We start from the raw sequence: 16,678 nt of genomic DNA, 5'->3' as shown, positions 1-16,678 counted from the left end.
ATGGAGTGTCCTATGCGCGTGTTGACGCCGTTGTTATTGCTTTCTCTCAGCGCCTACGCCCAGGCCGAGACCCTTCCCAGCTTCCTCAACAGCAACGACACCATCCGCAACTTGCCAGTGCCCAACCTCCCTGCCGATGCTTATCGACCGGTCACGCCGCAAACCCAGGTGCCTGAAGCACCGCCTACCCAGGGCCAGCCGCTGATGATGGACACCAAGGTGACGATTCGCAAACTGCAGATCGAGGGTGGCACGGTCTACCCTCTCGCCGAGAGCGCCAAAGCCTACGAACCGTTGATCGGCCATGAGACCAACCTGGCGCAGTTGATCGAAGCTACCCGCGGTATCACACGTCGGTACCAACAGGACGGCTATCTGCTGTCCTATGCGTTCCTGCCCCAGCAGAACTTTGAAAACGGCCTGGTGCGCGTGGTGCTGGTGGAGGGCTATATCAAGGATTACCAGCAAAGTGGCGACATCGGCTCGGTCTCGACCTACGTCGACAAGTTGGCCGACAAGCTTCTGGTCGAACGCCCCCTGACCCGCAAGACCTTCGAGCGCTACACCACGCTCATGGGCCGCATCCCGGGCGTCACGTTGCAAGCCCAAGTGCCACCACCCGGTACCACTGACGGTGGCACGAGCATGCACATCACCGCAAGCCGCAAACCCTTCACCAGCAGCATGAGCATGACCGACGACAGCCGTGGTGGCCTGCAGGCCCTGCTTACCGGTACCAGCAACGCCCAGACCAGCATGGGCGAGCAGCTCAACATCAGCGGTCTGCTCCCACCTGGCAAGGATAAAGAGCATTACTACCGCGTGGGCTACAGCCAGTTCGTGAATGCCGAGGGGACGCAACTGGCGCTCGGCGCTGAGCGCTATCGCGCCGATCCCAACACCAGCCTGCAACTGGGCAGCGGCTTCGCGCTCAAGCCGCACCAGGCCATCGATCGCTATTCCGTCGGCCTCAGCCATCCGTTGATTGCCTCACCCAACGAGTCGCTGACCCTGGGCACGCGCCTGTACGCGGTCGACCAGACCACGCGCTACCAACTGGTGGGCTACCCCCAGCGCTTCGACATCGAAACCGACCTGCGCGCCCTGGCCTTTGAAGGTGACTGGCGCAAGGCCGACACGCGCCAGTTACGCATTCTCAGTGCCGGCCTGTACCAGGGGATAGACGGCATGGGTGCCAAGACCCGTAGTGATTTCGAAGGACTCAAGCCAGACCTGGATTTCTTCCGCCTGCGCCTGTCCGGCGTCCAGAGCGACAAGTTCTTCGATAACTGGCAGGGCGTGCTGTCGGGAGCGTTTTACTGGAGTGATGACACCCTGCCCGACAGCGAGCGTGCCACCTTCGGCGGGCAGAACTTCGGGCGTGGCTACCCCGATGACCAAGGTTCCGGCGACAAGGGCTGGGGGTTGGCGTATGAGGTCAACTACAGCTACAACCGCGCCGGTGAGTGGGTGCGGATCCTGCAGCCCTATATCGTGTTCGACCGCGCCAAGTCCTGGTTCAACAACCTGCCGGTCAGGGCCAGCGATATGTCATCTGCGGCGATGGGCCTGCGCTTTGGTGACAACAAGTACTACAACATTGCATTGGAAGCCGCCAAACCCATGTCAGATATTGCGCTGGACAGCTTCAACCGCAGGCCGCGCTACTCACTGAGCTTCAGCTACCAACTGTAATCCCCATAGAGGCCAGGCTCTAAGGTTTCGCTTTGGGCAGGGGGAAGAGGTTGTTCAACGTATCGATCAACCGCACCAGGTAGATCGGCTTGCGAAACAGGTCCAGCACCTGCAGGCGCAGCATGTCGCTCACATCATCCATTTCGGCATGACCCGACATCACAATCACCGGCAAGTGCGAGCGCGAGGTGTGTTCGCGCAGGCGCTTGATCAAGGAAATGCCACTTTCCTCAGGCATGCGCAGGTCGGTGATGACCAGGGCGATGTCGGGGTGAAGTGTCAATTCTTGCAGGGCGAAGGTGACGGAATTGGCGGTGAAGCACACAAACCCTTCGTTTTCGAGGGATTCGGCGAGTTCGATCAGGGCGTCCTCTTCGTCATCCACCAAAAGAATTTGTTGGCGGGAAGTCGAAGAGGCGCTCATGGCTGTACCTGGACAGGAAGAACGTTGATAAGGCGTTTCCACATGGAAAAAGACGCTATCAAGTGGTCATCTTAGTGGCGACGCTGTCGAAGATCGATTTGATCTTAGTTCCCAGCCCAGAACCGGCACCGACGATCACCAATGCAACCATGGCCACAATGATCGCGTACTCAATCCCGGACGCACCGTCTTTGCGTTGAAAAAAAAGTTGGGTTTGGACATACAGCTTCAACATCATGTCAAGGAACATTGGACTTCTCCCTAAAACGCCACTGAAAGCCGGAAAGGCTCTACCACCAGATGATCGCGGCGTGCCATTAGAGCATTGTCAACAAACCCTGGCCTCACAACTGTAAGAACGGATTAATCACAAAGTATTAGTCGCAACGTTGACGCCACAACACCGCAGTTTAAAAGGCCAACTTTCTGCTTCAGATAATTTTTCCCCGCGGTAATGGCATTTCGTCCTAGCTGAGCTACCTTCAAATAGCCAAATCGTTAGATGTTCATCACAGCCAGGTTGCGGATTAACCCGTTTGGATTAACAGGGTGTGCAGTGCAACGGGAAAGGGAGAGCCGTCATGAACAGTCGCATCAGCATGGTCCTGGCCGGCTTGTTGCTGATCGGGGCATTGATTGCCGGGTACTGGGGGCTGGTGTTGAGTCGCGCACCTGAGCCCGTCGCAGCGCCTGCCGCACCTGTCGTTTCCGTTGAAAAAACCCTCGCCGCCGCTGAAGACCAAACCCGCCAGCCGGTGGTCGTCCTGCGGCATGAAGTGCCTGCCTTTACGCCACTGACCGCCGCGGACCTGTCCGTCGAGAAACTGCGCACCGCGCCCGCCGGCAGCCTGACCCAACTCGACCAGGCCATCGGGCGCATACCTCTGAGAACCCTCGGCGCCGGTACCTGGCTCAACGAGGACAGTTTCAACGCCGGCGGCCCCCTCTCGCGCATGATCCGCCCCAACGAGCGCGCGCTGGCCGTGGCCGTGGACGAGGTGGTCGGCGCCGCAGGCCAATTGAGCCCCGGCGATTACGTGGATGTGTTGCTGTTCCTGCGCCAGGATGCCGGCAACGCCGAACAGTCGGCCCAGATCGTCCTACCGGCGATGCGCCTGCTCAGCGTCGGTGATCAATTGGGCCTGGCCAACGATGGCCAACCGGCAGTGCCACCCCCGGCTACCGCCGAAGAACGCGCCCAGGCCCTACAACGTCGACTCACCGCACGCACCGTGGTGCTGGCCGTGCCGGAGCCTTTATTAAGCCGCATGATGCTCGCGGCACAAGCCGGGACCTTGCGCCTGGCCGTGCGCAGTGCCGAGGAACAACTGCTCAGCCGCTATTGGGCCGGTGAAGACGACACCGCGCAGAAGCTGGAAAGCGCTAACCGCGACCTTTACCAGTTCACTCAACTGGCGTTGACCGGCCCGCCCAAACGCGTCGTGCCGGCTCGCGGTGGGCCTGGCGTACGGCGTGGCATTGAAGTGATTCGCGGTGCCCAGGCGGCACCACAAACCCCGTGATCGAGCAAGGATGCCTTGAATGAGCCATCGCTACGCACCCCTGTTCACGCAACTGGCCTGCGCCCTGATGCTGACGAGCCTGCCGATCGACATGGCCCTGGCAGCGCCGGGCAACTGCAGTGCCCTGGGCCAGCTGCCCGCCGTGGTCGAGGTGGGAGAAGGCCTGCAACAGGAACTGCAATCGCCCGTGGCAATTACGCGCCTGGCCATCGGCGATCCGAAAATCGCCGACGTGCGGGTCAACGGTGACCGTAACTTCCTGCTCACCGGTGTCAGCAGCGGCGCCACCAGCCTGCTGGTGTGGACCGCCTGCGCCAGCGCGCCGCGCCAGAGCATGGTGTTCGTCAAGGGCAAGGCCACCTCGGCGCTGACCAGCGTGTCGCTGTCGCCCTCGCAAGACCCGTTGCTGCCCAGCCAGGTGCAGACCGACATCCGCTTTGTGGAAGTCAGCCGCACCAAGCTCAAGGAAGCCAGTACAAAGTTTCTCGGCGTGGGCACCAACTTTTTCCTCGGTAGCCCCAGCCTTCTTTCGCCCTCTGAGGGGGTATTCAAGCTGCCAGTGAGCGCTGACAGTTTCAACGTCGGATTTGGCGGCGGCCGGGTCAAGGCCATGATCAACGCCCTGGAGCGCAGCGGCTTTGCCTACACCCTGGCCCGCCCAAGCCTGGTGGCCATGAGCGGGCAGAGCGCATCCTTCCTCGCCGGCGGTGAAGTGCCCGTCCCGGTGCCCAGCTCCGGTAGCGATACCATCTCCATCGAATACAAAGAGTTCGGTATTCGCCTGACCCTGACCCCCACCGTGATCGACCGCAACCGCATCACTCTCAAGGTGGCACCGGAAGTCAGCGAACTGGACTACAGCAACGCCGTGCAGATTCAAGGCATCCAGGTGCCGGCCCTGACTGTACGCCGTACCGACACCAGCGTGTCCCTGGCCGATGGCGAAAGCTTCGTGATCAGCGGCCTGATCAGCACCAACAACCGCTCGACCATCGATAAATTTCCAGGGCTGGGCGATATCCCCATCCTTGGCGCATTTTTCCGCGATTCCACGATCAGCCGCGAAGAAAAAGAGCTGCTGATGATCGTCACGCCGCACCTGGTGCAACCGTTGGCCGCCAACGCCCAACTGCCCTCCTTGCCCGGCGAAAAACTGCGCAACTACGACCCGAACTGGTACCGGCTGTTCTTCCTGGAAAACGGCAACTTCGACCGTCGCAGTGGACTTTCCCAATGAGCGATAGCCTGAGCCAGACCTTCCTCGCCATCACCCGCAACACCACTGACCTTGAGTGGCTGCAGGGGGCCCTCGCACCGCTTGGCCAAGTGGTGAGTGCCGGCACCGGCAGCCTCGACGAACTGTTGGCGCTGGTCGATGTGACCTTCGCCAACCTGGTGTTCATCGGCCTTGACCGCGAAAACCTGGTGGCCCAGAGCGCACTGATCGAAGGGGCGCTGGAGGCCAAGCCCATGCTCGCCGTGGTTGCCCTCGGCGATGGCATGGACAACCAGCTTGTGCTGAATGCCATGCGTGCCGGCGCCCGCGATTTCGTGGCCTACGGCTCACGCTCCAGCGAAGTGGCCGGCCTGGTGCGGCGCCTGAGCAAGCGCCTGCCGACCGTGACCCCCAACGCACAACTGGGCGGCCTGACCGTGCTGTTCGGCACCCAGAGCAACGCCGACGGCGCGATGCTGGCCACCCACCTGGCGCTGGTGGTGCAAAAGAGCGGGCAGCAGACCCTACTGCTCGACCTCGGCCTGCCACGCAGCGACAGCCTGGCGTTGCTGGGCCTGGAGAGCACGTTCAATTTCGGCGATGCGCTGCGGCATTTGCGCCGCCTCGACACCACCTTGATCAACAGCGCCTTCACCACCGCCCTGGATGGCCTGCGCATCCTGGCGTACGCCACCGGTGACGAACCGCTCAAACTCACCAGCGCCGCCGAGCTGTACATGTTGCTCAGCGCCTTGCGCCAACACTTCCAGCACATCGTCGTGAACATTACCGGACAGCCGGACAGCGAAGCCCTGCGCACCTTTGTCAGCCACTGCGACAAACTGCTGTGGTGCACCGACCAGAACGTGCTGGACTGCCGTCGCAACCTGGCGGTGATCAATCGCTGGCGTGAAAAAGGCATGAAGCTTGAGCATGCCAAACTGGTAGTGGACCGCTACATCAAGGCCTGCGCCCCAGACACCGAAGCCCTGGAAAAGAGCTTCGGCCTCGAATGCGTCGCCGTGCTGCCCCTGAGTGCCGAACTGCGCCTGAATGTGAAAAACCAGGGCCAGACGCTGTTCGCCCTGGCGCCACGCGAACCCTTGACCCAGGCCGTGCGCGCCTTGGGCGAGCGCCTGGCAAAACGCTCCGAGGGTTTGGCAAAACCTTCGATGCGCTGGTTTGAACGCATCCTGGGGTCAGGACGATGAACGGAGAAAAGCTGTTTGGCGGCCCGGCCCGCGCTGCCGGTGGCAACACCGATCACGATGGCCTGAAACTGGTGCTGCATCGCTACATCATCGACGCCATCGAGGAGTCGGGCAAGAACCTGCTCGAAGGCACGCGCCAGTCCCTGGCGCAATTCGTCACCGACAAAGTCTCCGAGTACATCACGCGCATGCGCCTGGCGATTTCGCGCTACGAGACGGAGCGCCTGGCCGAAGAGATCGTTGACGAACTCACTGGTTTCGGCCCGCTGGAGGTGTTGCTGCGCGATCCATCGGTGACCGAAATCCTGGTCAACGGGCCACATCGAGTATTTATCGAACGTGATGGTTTGCTGCACCAGAGCGACCTGCGCTTCATCGACGACCACCACGTGGAGCGCGTGATGCAACGCATCCTCGCACCGCTGGGCCGGCGCCTGGATGAGTCTTCGCCCATGGTGGATGCGCGCCTGCCCGATGGCAGCCGGGTCAATGCGATCATCCCGCCGATCGCCCTGGACGGACCGTGCCTGTCGATTCGAAAATTCCGCAAGGACATGCTCAAGAGCAGCGACCTGGTCGCCATGCAGACCATCGACCAGAGCATTTTCGAGTTCTTCCAGGAGGCCGTGGGCAAGCGCTGCAATATCCTGATCAGCGGCGGCACCGGCACCGGCAAGACCACGCTGCTGAATATCCTCAGCCAGTTGATCAACCCCCACGAACGCCTGGTGACCATCGAGGACGTCGCCGAATTGCAATTGGGCCACCCCCACGTGGTACGCCTGGAAACCCGTCCACCCAACGCCGAGGGCCACGGCGAAGTCAAGTCCAGCGACCTGATTCGCAACGCCCTGCGGATGCGCCCGGACCGCATCATCCTTGGCGAGATCCGTGGTGTCGAAGTGCTCGACGTGATGACGGCGATGAACACCGGTCACGACGGCTCCATGAGCACCGTGCACGCCAACAACGCCCAGGATGCATTGCTGCGCCTGGAAACCCTGGTGGGCCTGACCGGGCGGGTAATCGCCGAAAAAACCCTGCGCCAGATGATCTGCGCCGCACTGGACGTGATCATCCAACTGACGCGCATGCCCGATGGGCGTCGCTGCGTGAGCGAAGTGGTGGAAGTGGTCGGTGTGCGTGATGACGTGTACGTCACCAATACCCTGTTCCGCCTGGACCGGCGTACCGGCTTTGGCTTCCTGCGCGAAGCCCTCAACCCGGCCGGCGACAAACTGCGCCGCGAATCGGCGTTGCAGTCCTAGGGAGCGCGTGATGACAGGACCGGTGTTGTTGCTTGTCTGCCTGCTGTTGATCGGCCTGTCGTTCTGGCAGTTTCAGCATGGCCTGCGCAAAGCCCAGACGGACCGCGTGCTGGAGCGCCTGGGTGACGGCCAGCCGCAGGCACAGGAAACGAACACCAAGTGGACCGCTCTTGAGCGCATGTTCCAGCGCGCCGGGCTGGGCAAACCCACTGACCGCCTGGGCCTTTGGCTGAGCGCCTGGGTGATCGGCGCGCTGTTCGGCTGGCTGCTGGCCGGCGGTCTGGGGCTGATCGCGATGGTCGTGGCGCCGCCCCTGGTACTGCGCTTGTACATCAGCTGGCGTTATCAACGGCGCGTGCAGCGCATGGTCGAGCAACTGCCGCAGTTGCTCGACCACAGTGTACGCAGCCTCAAGTCCGGCAGAACCCTGGCAGATGCGGTACTTGGAGGCGTCGAAGGCGTTGAAGACCCACTCAAGGACGCCATGGCCCGCGTGCAACGCAATGTGCGCATGGGGGTCAGCCTGCCGGACTCGGTAAGCGACTTTGCCGAGTTCTACGAGCAGGACGAATTCCGCCTGTTCGCCCTCGGCCTGAAGGTCAACCACCGCTACGGCGGCAACGCCAGCGAACTGCTGGAAAACCTGATCAAGATGATTCGCGAGCGCGAACAAGGTGCCCGGCAGCTCAAGGCCATGACCGGTGAAACGCGCATGACCGCCTATGTGCTGGGCGGACTGCCCATCCTGATCGTCGGCTACTTCATGATCGCCAACCCTGGCTACTTGATGACCATGTGGAACGACGACACCGGGCGCATCATGCTGTTCGCCGCGCTGGGGATGGACCTGACGGGTACCTTCGTCATGTGGCGCATGTTGAGGAGTGTCTGAGATGGTGCTGCTGGCCTGCGCCCTGTTGTTGCTATCCGCCGCGGTACTGGTGGGAGGCCAGGTGCTTGAACACCGCCGGCGCGATCGACGGGTCGCCGAGCGCTTGCAAGGGCGGACGGCCAGCGACCACAAACTCGGTAGCTTCATGCGTCAACTGGGGGGAAGCGCCCTGGCCCAGCGCTCGGTCAGCCTGGACAACGAGACTCAGGTTCTCCTCAACCGGGTCGGTTGGCGCAAGGCCAGCCAGCGCTCGCTGTTCGCCGCCTTCCAGATCGGTACGCCAATTGTGCTGCTGGGCCTGACCCTGCTCGGCCAGCAGCTATTGTTTGCGCACGCGGCCCCCGCATGGATTGCGCCGATGTTTGCCGTGGGCATCGGCTACCTGCTGCCCAAACGCGTGCTCGCCGCTGCGGCCAAGTATCGCCAGCAGACCATCGCCAAGGAAATTTCAACCTTCATTCCACTGCTGCGCATCCTGTTCGAATCCGGCATGGCGATTGAACAGTCGCTGCGGGTGGTGGGCAACGAAGCCCAACGCCTGCTCCCCGCGTTGACGCATGAACTGCGCCTGATCCTGGCACGGGTCGATTCGGGGCTGGAGCTGGGCGAGGAACTGGGCAAGACCGCACGCCTGCTGGAGGTGGATGAGTTCACCGACACCTGCATCATCCTCCAGCAATTGATCCAGCAGGGCGGCGGCGCGATGAAGTCCCTGCTGGCCCTCAAGCAACTGCTCGACGACCGACGCCTGACCCGTTTGCAGGAATACATCTCGAAGATGTCGGCAAAAATGTCGGTGGTGATGATGGTGTTTCTGTTCCCCGCTTTGTTGATCGTGCTCGGCGGCCCGGCCTTTATCGGCATCGCCCGCGCGTTGAGCCACTTTTGAGGAGACCTTGATGAAAGCATTGATTGCCGGCCTGACGCTGTTGATGCTCGGCGGCTGCGCCACCAACGGCCAATCGCCCTGGGCGGCGCTGACCTCACCGGGCAGTTGCACCAAGCCGAGCGCGGACCAGGAGCTGGCGCTGAACCTGTCCGACGACCTGGCCAACGAAGGCAAGCTGCACGCCAGCCTGGCCAACCTGCAAAACCTGCCCGAGTCCCTGCCCCAGGTGCGCCAGCGCAAGGCCCGCACTTATCGCCTGCTCGGGCGCAGCGAAGCCGAGCCGCTATACCGCAGCCTGCTCGGCACCTGCATGACGGCCGAAGGCGAGCACGGCCTCGGGCAGTTGGCGGCCGCCAGCGGCGACAACGGCCTGGCCATGACCCACTTGCAACGGGCTGCGCAGCTGGCCCCCACTGACGAAAAGATCCGCAATGACTTGGGCGTGGTCTACCTCAACCAATTACGGGTGGAAGACGCCCGCTTTGAATTCATGACCGCCATCGAACTCAAGCAAGGCGACCCGCTGGCCGCCGTCAACCTGGTCACACTGTTGATCTACCAGAACGACTGGGGGCAAGCGGCCAAGGTCGTCAGCCAGTTGGGCCTGAGCCGCGAGCAGTTCACCGAGGCCCAGGCCCGCGCGGAGAAACTCAAGGCCACCGGCGTGGCGGCACGCAAAGTCGCGGCAGTCAGCCAGGCGCTGCCGGTGACCCTGAAGTAAGGAGAGCGAGATGACAGCACATTACTTAATCGCACTGGCGCTGCTACCGCTGAGCGCACTGGCCATCGAGCCGGGCCCGTCGTCCCCCTATCAGGCGGAGACGGAAAACTGGATGGCCTTGCAGGTCGATGGGCGCGCAGCTTCCGCCACGCCGCAACGAACCACGCCCGCAGAACGGGAACAGGCCATGCAGCGTTGGCTGGACAGCAACAAGCATCCGATTCCGGAGTTCTTCGAGTCGCAATCGGGCGGGTCTTCCAAGGGTGGGAAGAGTCAGTAACCGTCAGTGCGCCGTCACCCGTTGCCGCGGCGCCGAGATAGTCGGCGACAGGGCCAGTGCCAGCTGGGTACGGTTATGCATATGGGTGAGGCGCAGCACCTGGGACACGTACAGCTTGACGGTGTTCTCGGTGATCCCCAGTTCACAGGCGATCTGGTAGTTGGTCTGGCCCTTGCCCACCAGGCGCGCAACATCGAGCTGGCGCGGCGACAGCTGGTTGAAGATGGTCGGGATTTCGATCGGCCCGGCATCATCGACGACCGGCTCGCCCTCATCCGCCAAGCCGGCGCCAGGGCTGCGCCGCACTTTGTCGAGGTCCTGATACAAATCGTTGATGGATTCGGAAAGGTATTGCAGCTTCTGGTTCAGGTGCCCCAGGTGCAGCTCCTTTTGCCGCTCCTCCAGCGCCGCTTCCTGGCGTTGCAGGCCTTCGAGCAACTCATCGAGGTTGATCGGCTTCTGGTAGTAATCCGAGATCCCCGCGCGCAGGGCCTTGATCACGTCCTGTTTGTCGGCACGCCCGGTGAGCATGATGGCCTCGAACGCGCGCTGCTTGCCCGCGACCTTCTGCATGGCCTGCACCAGCTCGATGCCATCCATGTCCGGCATATGCAGGTCGCACAGCACCAGGCCGATCTCGGGGTCTTCACTGAAACGCTGCAAGGCGTGTCGACTGGACTCACATGGGACGCAGCGGTAGCCGCTGCCTTCAAGAAATTCGCAGAGCTCTTCCACGATCAACGGCTGATCGTCGACCACGAGCACTTTTACTGCCGAGGTAAGCTTGTTCACGCGCTACTCCATGCCTGGCAAGCAAATGGGCAACCCATCCATTTGGACAAAAAACAACTTACGGATACTTCATAAACGTAGACGTACTTTTCGACTATGTACATAGCGGTAGAGCGGTTGTTCGACTAATGGATCCAAAGCCAGTACAGCACAAATCCTGTCAAGACAAACGGGGCAAATGGCTGTTTGGTCGACACTTGCGCATCTGCCCTCCCCCGACGCGCCCCAAGCCTTTGACTCACAAGCACCCAGCACGCCTGAAGGAGCGCCGCACCGATCAACGACCACAGCAAACTGTCCAGCGTACTGGCCAGGGCCAGGGCAGCCAGCAGCTTCACATCCCCCGCACCAAAGCGGCCCAGCGCATACCCGGGCAAGGTCAACAACAGGGCCAGGGCAAACGCCCAACCGCCCTCGCTGGCGGGCGCTCCTAGCCAGGTCGTGCCCGTCCACAGCAAGAAGATCAGCGCCAGCAGCGCTGCCCCCAGGGTCAAGCCATTGGCGATCTGCCGCTGACGGATATCCTGCCACGCACAGAGCCCCAGCCAGAGCAGTATCACCACGCCGTGGATCACGTAAAAAACATCCCTTTTCGCTGATTGATTCTATGCTGATATCAAGTAGTAGCCGTCAGGGTAGACGCAGTCATGAAAACAGGCCTGCCTGGAAAGCAAAAAGGTGCGGCGGCGATTGAGTTCGCCCTGGTCTTCACGATCTTTTTTGCCGTGTTCTACGGGTTGATCAGCTATAGCCTGCCGTTGCTGTTGATGCAGTCGTTCAACCAGGCGGCGGCGGAGGCCGTGCGCCAGGCCCTGTCGGTGGACCCGATAGCCGCCGGCACCGCTTACGGCACGCAGGTGACCGACCGTGCCAAAACCACTGTGATAGAGCAGTTGAAATGGATCCCGAGCAGTTTCCAGTTCTCCCCCAGTTACATCAGCAGCTCCTATAACGGCGCCACGACCACGCTGACCGTGGCAATCAACTACCCGACTACCAACCTCTATTCCGTGTTCCCGGCGCTGGTGCTGCCGGGGATCGGCACCGTCCCGAGCCTGCCGGCCAACCTGTCCGCCAGTTCGAGTCTGCAGTTTTGACGTCGGGGGACAAACTCTTCGGCCGCCTGCTCGGCCGCGTCAGCGCGCCGCCCCTCGATATGCCGGGCATGCCCATGCCAGGCCTGCAGGTGCAATTGGATGCTCAAGGCCACGTGCTGGGTATCCGCGGCACCCTGCGCTCACAGCTGGCGACCCACGCCATCGGCGAACGTCGGCCGCCACTGCGTGAGCTGCTGTGCGCCGACAGTGCCCTGGATATCGAAGGCAGCCCTGCCGACTGGCAACACCAGAACCTGGACCTGGACTTCCAGGGCGCAACCGGCCAGGTGCTGCACACTCGCGGCTGGATCGAACCCGACGGTGATGAATGGAGCCTGCGCCTGCAGGACGTGGGTGATTTACTGGCCGGCCGGCAACTGGCCCAGCACCGCGAACAGAACCATCAACTCGCCTGCCACATGAGCGAGCAGTTGCGGGTGTGCAGCCTGACCCGCCTGCCCGAGGTGTTCAACGAGCACCTGCGCAGCCTGGCCCAGCGCTGGCACATCCCCTGCGTTGCCCTGGCCCTGCTCGATGACGAAGACCGGGGTTGGCGGATCTACAGCCAGTACGCCGCCCACGACGCCCCCGCCTTGTGGCAGGCCGGCCAACACCTGGGCATCAGCCTGGACAGCGTCAATGGCAACGTACCGTTGAGCCTGGCCCGGGAGCGCAGCGATAACCCGCGTCTGCACAGTATTTTCGGCGATGCCGACGGTTTTCTGGTGCCTTACCGTGACAGTCAGGGCGTCGCCGCCTGGTTGCTCTGTGGCCCATACAACGGCCAGCAGCACACCAACGACCGCGACTGGCTGAATCTCACCGCCGCCCTCGCCGCCCCCCTGCTGAGCCGGCTGCGCGAGCAGCGCTATCACCAGCAGCTCGACCGCATGGAGGCGTTGCAGGGCCTGCTCGGCACCGGCTGGTGGGAGCTGCTGCCGGCCACCCACGAAATCCAGCTGGCCCCGCAGTTGCTGCACAGCCTCAGCCTGGAAGACGGTCCGACCCTACAACCTTTGAGCCAATGGCTGGAATTGATTCACCCCGCCGATCGCCAGGCCCTCGACAGCCGTCTGCACGACCTGCTGGCCCTGGGCAAACCCTTGCTGACCAGCGTGCGCCTGCAACGCACCGACGCCGAGCACCACCCGCTCTGGTATCGCGTGCAGGGCCAGGTGCTTGGCGTGGGTGACAGCCGCCGCTGGATCGGTTTCATGCTCGACATCAGCGACATCAAGAACCAGCAACTGCAAGCCGCCGCCGCCCATGCACGCCTGGACAACCTGATCGCCAGCTCACCGGCCGTGATCTATGTGCAGCGCTATGTCGACGGCGCCCTGCATCCGGCTTTTTTCAGCGACAGCCTGCTACCGCTGCTGGGCTGGACCTTGGCCGAGTGCAACCACGACAGCCTGGCGTCCTTGATCCACCCCGAAGACCGCGACCGGTACTTCGAGCGCAGCCGCCAGTTGCTGCGCGAAGGCAGCGTACGCAGTCGCTACCGCCTGCGCGACAAACAGGGCCACTACCACTGGCTGCTGGACGAGGCCAAGTTGCTGCGCGATGACTTGGGCCTGCCGGTGGAAGCTGTCGGCCTGTGGCTGGATGTCACCGAGGCGACCCTGGCCGCCGAACAGATCAAGCAGAGCGAAGAACGCTATCGCATCCTGGTCGAAGACTCCCCGGCGATGATCTGCCGCTATCGCCCCGACCTGACCCTGACCTTCGGCAACACACCGCTGGCCAATTACCTGGAATGCCCGCCCGCAGAGCTGCCAGGGCTGAACCTGGGCCACTGGATGTCGCAGGAACAGCGCCAGGCGTTTGTACAGCGTATCGGCCAATTGAGCGCGGAATTCCCGGTCAGCACCGCCGAAATCAGCCTGGAATTGCCGGGGCGCGAACACGCCTGGTGGGTCTGGTCGGACCGTGGCGTGTTCGATGAACAGGGTACGCTGGTGGAGGTGCAGGCGGTGGGCCGTGACAACACCGAAGTGCGCCGCTCCCAGCAGCAACTGACGCAAAGCGCCAAGATGGCCACCCTGGGCGAAATGGCCACCGGTCTGGCCCATGAAATCAACCAGCCGCTGAACGTGATGCGCATGGCCGTCGTCAATGTGCTCAAGCGCCTGGGCAACGGCGATGCGCAGATCGACTACCTCACCGAAAAACTCCAACGCATCGACACCCAGGTGCAGCGCGCCACGCGGGTGGTGGACCATATGCGGGTGTTCGGCCGCCGCTCGGAAATCGAACAGCAACCCTTCGACCCGTCACAGGCCGTGGAAGGCACGCTGTCACTGCTCGGCGAGAGCCTGCGCGGCAAGGGCGTTGAGCTGCGGATCACCCCGGCGGACGTCCAGGTCCAGGTCAAAGGCTATGTCGATCAGCTTGAACAGGTGTTGATCAACCTGATGGTCAATGCCCGTGACGCGCTGTTGAGCAAACGGGGAAAACACCCCGAATTTCGTCCCTGGATCGCAGTGCATTGCGAACAGGACAGCCGCCATGTGCGGATCTGGGTGGAAGACAACGGCGGCGGGATTGACCCACGGTTGCTGGAGCGGATTTTCGAGCCGTTCTTTACCACCAAGCCGATCGGCGTGGGCACGGGGCTCGGGTTGTCGGTGAGCTACGGCATTGTGGAAAACATGGGCGGACGCTTGAGCGTCGCCAATGGCGAGCACGGCGCGAAGTTTTGTGTGGAGCTGCCGATCAGCTAGATCACCAGATAGGCGCGGCCCATGTGGCAACTGAGGTTGGCGCCGACTTCGGCGTTGCCGAGGTTGACGCCCAGCGCTGCGAGCAACGTATTGACGATAGGGTCGAGGATCGGCGCCAGGACGTTCTGGACCAGGCTGACCACCGAGCTGACGATGGTCGCCAGTGCACCGGTGACTGTACTGTTCGGCGTAGCGGGCGTGCTCCCCGTAGGTGGGACATAGGTGACCTGCAGGCCGTTCAAGGTAGCGCCCAGGCTGTTAACGATATTGGCGGTGCCGGGTGGGCTTTTGTAGATCGTCGCCGCATTGACGTCATTCACCGGCGAAAACAACACCGTATTGGTTTGCGCCCCCACGGTGGACAACGCCCTCAGGTTCAAGCCACCGCCAACGCCGGCCGTGCGAGGCCCGCACACCAGGGTCAGCAGGCAAAAGCGTTGGCCAAAGTCGATCAGCCGCACCGGCTGCACATTGACAGGCGCAGACGATGAAAACGCCGACACCGGATCAACATAGCCGACGCCCAGGGTGGCGAGTGACGTGGTGGCCTGCACCGTCAACGACTTGGTGGCCGGTGTGGCGCAACTGAAGTCTGTCACGTGGCTCTCCGCGCTGGCCGCCTCGATATAGATGGATAAAGTCGTGGTGATATCCACATCAGCCACATTGCACCCGACTATGCACACGACACCGGCCACCACATCGAGCAGGTTCAGGTTCAGCAAACCGCCGACCACCTTCGACACAGGCGTCGCCAGCCCGGTCAGTATCGATGAAACCCCCGAGACCACCTTGATGATCGGCGCATCGATGGTGATCAAAGTGCGTACCTGGGCAGTTTGTACAAAAATCTGGTCCGTCGGCGGATTATTCAAAAGCCCAGCCTTGGCCTTGGCCGGATTGCCAAACGCAGACAGTTGCGGCGGCTCGATGACTTTGGTCTGGACCGAGACGGTGCCAACCAGAGGAATATTCACCTGCGCTGCCGCACCGACCGCACTTTTGCTACTGGATAGCTGCGCCACGGTCTCCAGCAACTGAAACAGCTGCACACTGGTATTCAAGGCAGCCGCTGGTGTACCGGTAGCGACCTTCAACAGATCGCCCACCTTCAAAAGCTGGGTATTCGGGGCAATGGCTTTCACTGAAATGACATCGTTGATCACCGCCGTGGCGACCGCGCCGTTTTTTTGCAGGACCTTCACCGCTGCGTCGAGCAACTGGCTGGCGGATACGGCGGTGCTCAGCAACGCGTCGTAGTCCCCCGCCTTGACGTTCAATTGAACCGCCAACTGGTCCAGGTAACCGAGCAGGTTCACGTTCGTCGTCAGCAAGCCATTCCAGCCCGCAGCGGTCAGGGACAGGCTGCCGCCCAGCAGATTGCCGATGACCATGTTCAATAGCGGGGAGTTGCCGGAGTTCACTGAGGCCAGGCTGCTGCGAATCGTCAGTTGCGCCACCGGCGGTGCATAGGCGGCCACGGCGGTGGCACTCAGCGTCATCTGGGTGGAGACCGGCGCGCCACTGAACATGCCCCACAGCCCACTGGCGATGCTGGTGATTACGCTGCGCGTGGCGACCACGCGCACGGCATCGTTCTTGGTAGCGTCGGCAGTGAATACACGGACATTGCCGGCATTGGTGGTCAAGGTGCCGCAGGTGACGGCCAGGCCACGGCTGCTGTCGCCAGCGACCACGCTGAAACCGTTGCGTGTGGCGTTCTGCACGGCGTAGTCATTGGCGGTGGTGGCGGGTGTGCACAGGCCGCCACGGCTGGCGGCTTCCAGCGCGGCGCTGTCGGCGACGGACTGCAGCTTGCGCTTTTCCAGATAGAGACGGCCGCTGTCTACCGCCAGCAGCATGAAGACCATGGCCAGGGCCAGGGTAGCTGCCGCCATCAGGCCAATCGCACCACGCTGCCTGTAACCAAGTCGGGGAGACATCAGG

The 16,678-nt window shown here is 62.4% G+C and carries 16 protein-coding genes; 11 read left to right on the top strand and 5 right to left on the bottom strand.

What is annotated here, in order from left to right; genetic code table 11:
* The first annotated feature begins 12 nt into the window (after positions 1–12).
* Positions 13–1,695 (top strand): ShlB/FhaC/HecB family hemolysin secretion/activation protein, encoded by a 1,683-nt coding sequence (locus BM110_RS28940; protein WP_093514664.1) that lies wholly within the window; start codon positions 13–15, stop codon positions 1,693–1,695.
* Positions 1,696–1,714: 19 nt separating this feature from the next.
* On the opposite strand, the gene BM110_RS28935 is transcribed toward BM110_RS28940, so the two are convergent.
* Both BM110_RS28935 and BM110_RS28930 read right to left on the bottom strand, forming a co-directional pair.
* Entirely contained in the window at positions 1,715–2,119 is a 405-nt protein-coding gene (locus BM110_RS28935; protein WP_071491573.1) for a response regulator, read from the bottom strand.
* A 58-nt stretch (positions 2,120–2,177) separates the two neighbouring features.
* Positions 2,178–2,369: a Flp family type IVb pilin gene (locus BM110_RS28930; RefSeq protein ID WP_058423609.1), complete on the bottom strand. Its 192-nt coding sequence runs from the start codon at positions 2,367–2,369 to the stop codon at positions 2,178–2,180.
* Between the two features lie 331 nt (positions 2,370–2,700).
* Here BM110_RS28930 and cpaB point away from each other — a divergent pair, with 331 nt between their 5' ends.
* The 8 genes from cpaB to BM110_RS28890 are packed head-to-tail and all read left to right on the top strand — an operon-like array spanning position 2,701 to position 10,119.
* Entirely contained in the window at positions 2,701–3,642 is a 942-nt protein-coding gene (cpaB, locus tag BM110_RS28925; protein ID WP_093514663.1) for a Flp pilus assembly protein CpaB, read from the top strand.
* Between the two features lie 19 nt (positions 3,643–3,661).
* The gene (locus BM110_RS28920; protein ID WP_093514662.1) at positions 3,662–4,879 is read left to right on the top strand and encodes a type II and III secretion system protein family protein; all 1,218 of its coding nucleotides are present in this window, start codon (positions 3,662–3,664) and stop codon (positions 4,877–4,879) included.
* Positions 4,876–6,069 (top strand): CpaE/TadZ family protein, encoded by a 1,194-nt coding sequence (locus tag BM110_RS28915; RefSeq protein WP_071491576.1) that lies wholly within the window; start codon positions 4,876–4,878, stop codon positions 6,067–6,069. Before BM110_RS28920 ends, BM110_RS28915 begins: the two co-directional genes overlap by 4 nt.
* Positions 6,066–7,337: a TadA family conjugal transfer-associated ATPase gene (locus tag BM110_RS28910; RefSeq protein ID WP_092250005.1), complete on the top strand. Its 1,272-nt coding sequence runs from the start codon at positions 6,066–6,068 to the stop codon at positions 7,335–7,337. Before BM110_RS28915 ends, BM110_RS28910 begins: the two co-directional genes overlap by 4 nt.
* 10 nt (positions 7,338–7,347) lie before the next feature.
* Complete coding sequence (locus tag BM110_RS28905) at positions 7,348–8,229, top strand: type II secretion system F family protein (RefSeq protein ID WP_093514661.1); 882 nt, start codon at positions 7,348–7,350, stop codon at positions 8,227–8,229.
* A gap of 1 nt (position 8,230) precedes the next feature.
* Entirely contained in the window at positions 8,231–9,118 is an 888-nt protein-coding gene (locus tag BM110_RS28900; RefSeq protein ID WP_093514660.1) for a type II secretion system F family protein, read from the top strand.
* 10 nt (positions 9,119–9,128) lie between these two features.
* Positions 9,129–9,839, top strand: coding sequence for a tetratricopeptide repeat protein (locus BM110_RS28895; protein ID WP_092249996.1), 711 nt, complete (start codon positions 9,129–9,131; stop codon positions 9,837–9,839).
* A gap of 10 nt (positions 9,840–9,849) precedes the next feature.
* Positions 9,850–10,119, top strand: coding sequence for a DUF3613 domain-containing protein (locus BM110_RS28890; protein ID WP_092249993.1), 270 nt, complete (start codon positions 9,850–9,852; stop codon positions 10,117–10,119).
* A 3-nt stretch (positions 10,120–10,122) separates the two neighbouring features.
* Here BM110_RS28890 and BM110_RS28885 read toward each other — a convergent pair whose 3' ends face one another.
* Together BM110_RS28885 and BM110_RS28880 are read right to left on the bottom strand one after the other, a co-directional pair.
* Positions 10,123–10,911 carry a response regulator transcription factor gene (locus BM110_RS28885; RefSeq protein WP_093514659.1) on the bottom strand — a complete coding sequence of 263 codons (789 nt, stop codon included), beginning with the start codon at positions 10,909–10,911 and terminating at the stop codon, positions 10,123–10,125.
* 125 nt (positions 10,912–11,036) lie between these two features.
* A complete protein-coding gene (locus BM110_RS28880; RefSeq protein ID WP_093514658.1) occupies positions 11,037–11,486 on the bottom strand; it encodes a prepilin peptidase in 450 nt (149 codons plus the stop codon).
* A gap of 72 nt (positions 11,487–11,558) precedes the next feature.
* Between BM110_RS28880 and BM110_RS28875 the strand changes: the two genes are divergently transcribed.
* Positions 11,559–12,008 carry a TadE/TadG family type IV pilus assembly protein gene (locus tag BM110_RS28875; protein WP_092249984.1) on the top strand — a complete coding sequence of 150 codons (450 nt, stop codon included), beginning with the start codon at positions 11,559–11,561 and terminating at the stop codon, positions 12,006–12,008.
* Positions 12,005–14,731 carry a PAS domain-containing protein gene (locus BM110_RS28870; protein ID WP_092249981.1) on the top strand — a complete coding sequence of 909 codons (2,727 nt, stop codon included), beginning with the start codon at positions 12,005–12,007 and terminating at the stop codon, positions 14,729–14,731. Before BM110_RS28875 ends, BM110_RS28870 begins: the two co-directional genes overlap by 4 nt.
* On the opposite strand, the gene BM110_RS28865 is transcribed toward BM110_RS28870, so the two are convergent.
* Positions 14,728–16,674 carry a pilus assembly protein TadG-related protein gene (locus BM110_RS28865; protein WP_093514657.1) on the bottom strand — a complete coding sequence of 649 codons (1,947 nt, stop codon included), beginning with the start codon at positions 16,672–16,674 and terminating at the stop codon, positions 14,728–14,730. The genes BM110_RS28870 and BM110_RS28865 overlap by 4 nt on opposite strands.
* Positions 16,675–16,678 lie beyond the last annotated feature (4 nt).

It is taken from the genome of Pseudomonas sp. NFPP28, assembly GCF_900115535.1.
GTDB lineage: Bacteria > Pseudomonadota > Gammaproteobacteria > Pseudomonadales > Pseudomonadaceae > Aquipseudomonas > Aquipseudomonas extremorientalis.
This window is presented reverse-complemented; position numbering and strand designations above follow the sequence as displayed.

Bases quoted from the DNA above. Each gene is read 5' to 3' on its own strand.
- BM110_RS28910 (WP_092250005.1), top strand. From the start codon at position 6,066: ATGAACGGAGAAAAGCTGTTTGGCGGCCCGGCCCGCGCTGCCGGTGGC.
- BM110_RS28915 (WP_071491576.1), top strand. From the start codon at position 4,876: ATGAGCGATAGCCTGAGCCAGACCTTCCTCGCCATCACCCGCAACACC.
- BM110_RS28930 (WP_058423609.1), bottom strand. From the start codon at position 2,369: ATGTTCCTTGACATGATGTTGAAGCTGTATGTCCAAACCCAACTTTTT.
- BM110_RS28865 (WP_093514657.1), bottom strand. From the start codon at position 16,674: ATGTCTCCCCGACTTGGTTACAGGCAGCGTGGTGCGATTGGCCTGATG.
- BM110_RS28935 (WP_071491573.1), bottom strand. From the start codon at position 2,119: ATGAGCGCCTCTTCGACTTCCCGCCAACAAATTCTTTTGGTGGATGAC.
- BM110_RS28940 (WP_093514664.1), top strand. From the start codon at position 13: ATGCGCGTGTTGACGCCGTTGTTATTGCTTTCTCTCAGCGCCTACGCC.
- BM110_RS28905 (WP_093514661.1), top strand. From the start codon at position 7,348: ATGACAGGACCGGTGTTGTTGCTTGTCTGCCTGCTGTTGATCGGCCTG.
- cpaB (WP_093514663.1), top strand. From the start codon at position 2,701: ATGAACAGTCGCATCAGCATGGTCCTGGCCGGCTTGTTGCTGATCGGG.
- BM110_RS28890 (WP_092249993.1), top strand. From the start codon at position 9,850: ATGACAGCACATTACTTAATCGCACTGGCGCTGCTACCGCTGAGCGCA.
- BM110_RS28920 (WP_093514662.1), top strand. From the start codon at position 3,662: ATGAGCCATCGCTACGCACCCCTGTTCACGCAACTGGCCTGCGCCCTG.
- BM110_RS28895 (WP_092249996.1), top strand. From the start codon at position 9,129: ATGAAAGCATTGATTGCCGGCCTGACGCTGTTGATGCTCGGCGGCTGC.
- BM110_RS28900 (WP_093514660.1), top strand. From the start codon at position 8,231: ATGGTGCTGCTGGCCTGCGCCCTGTTGTTGCTATCCGCCGCGGTACTG.
- BM110_RS28875 (WP_092249984.1), top strand. From the start codon at position 11,559: ATGAAAACAGGCCTGCCTGGAAAGCAAAAAGGTGCGGCGGCGATTGAG.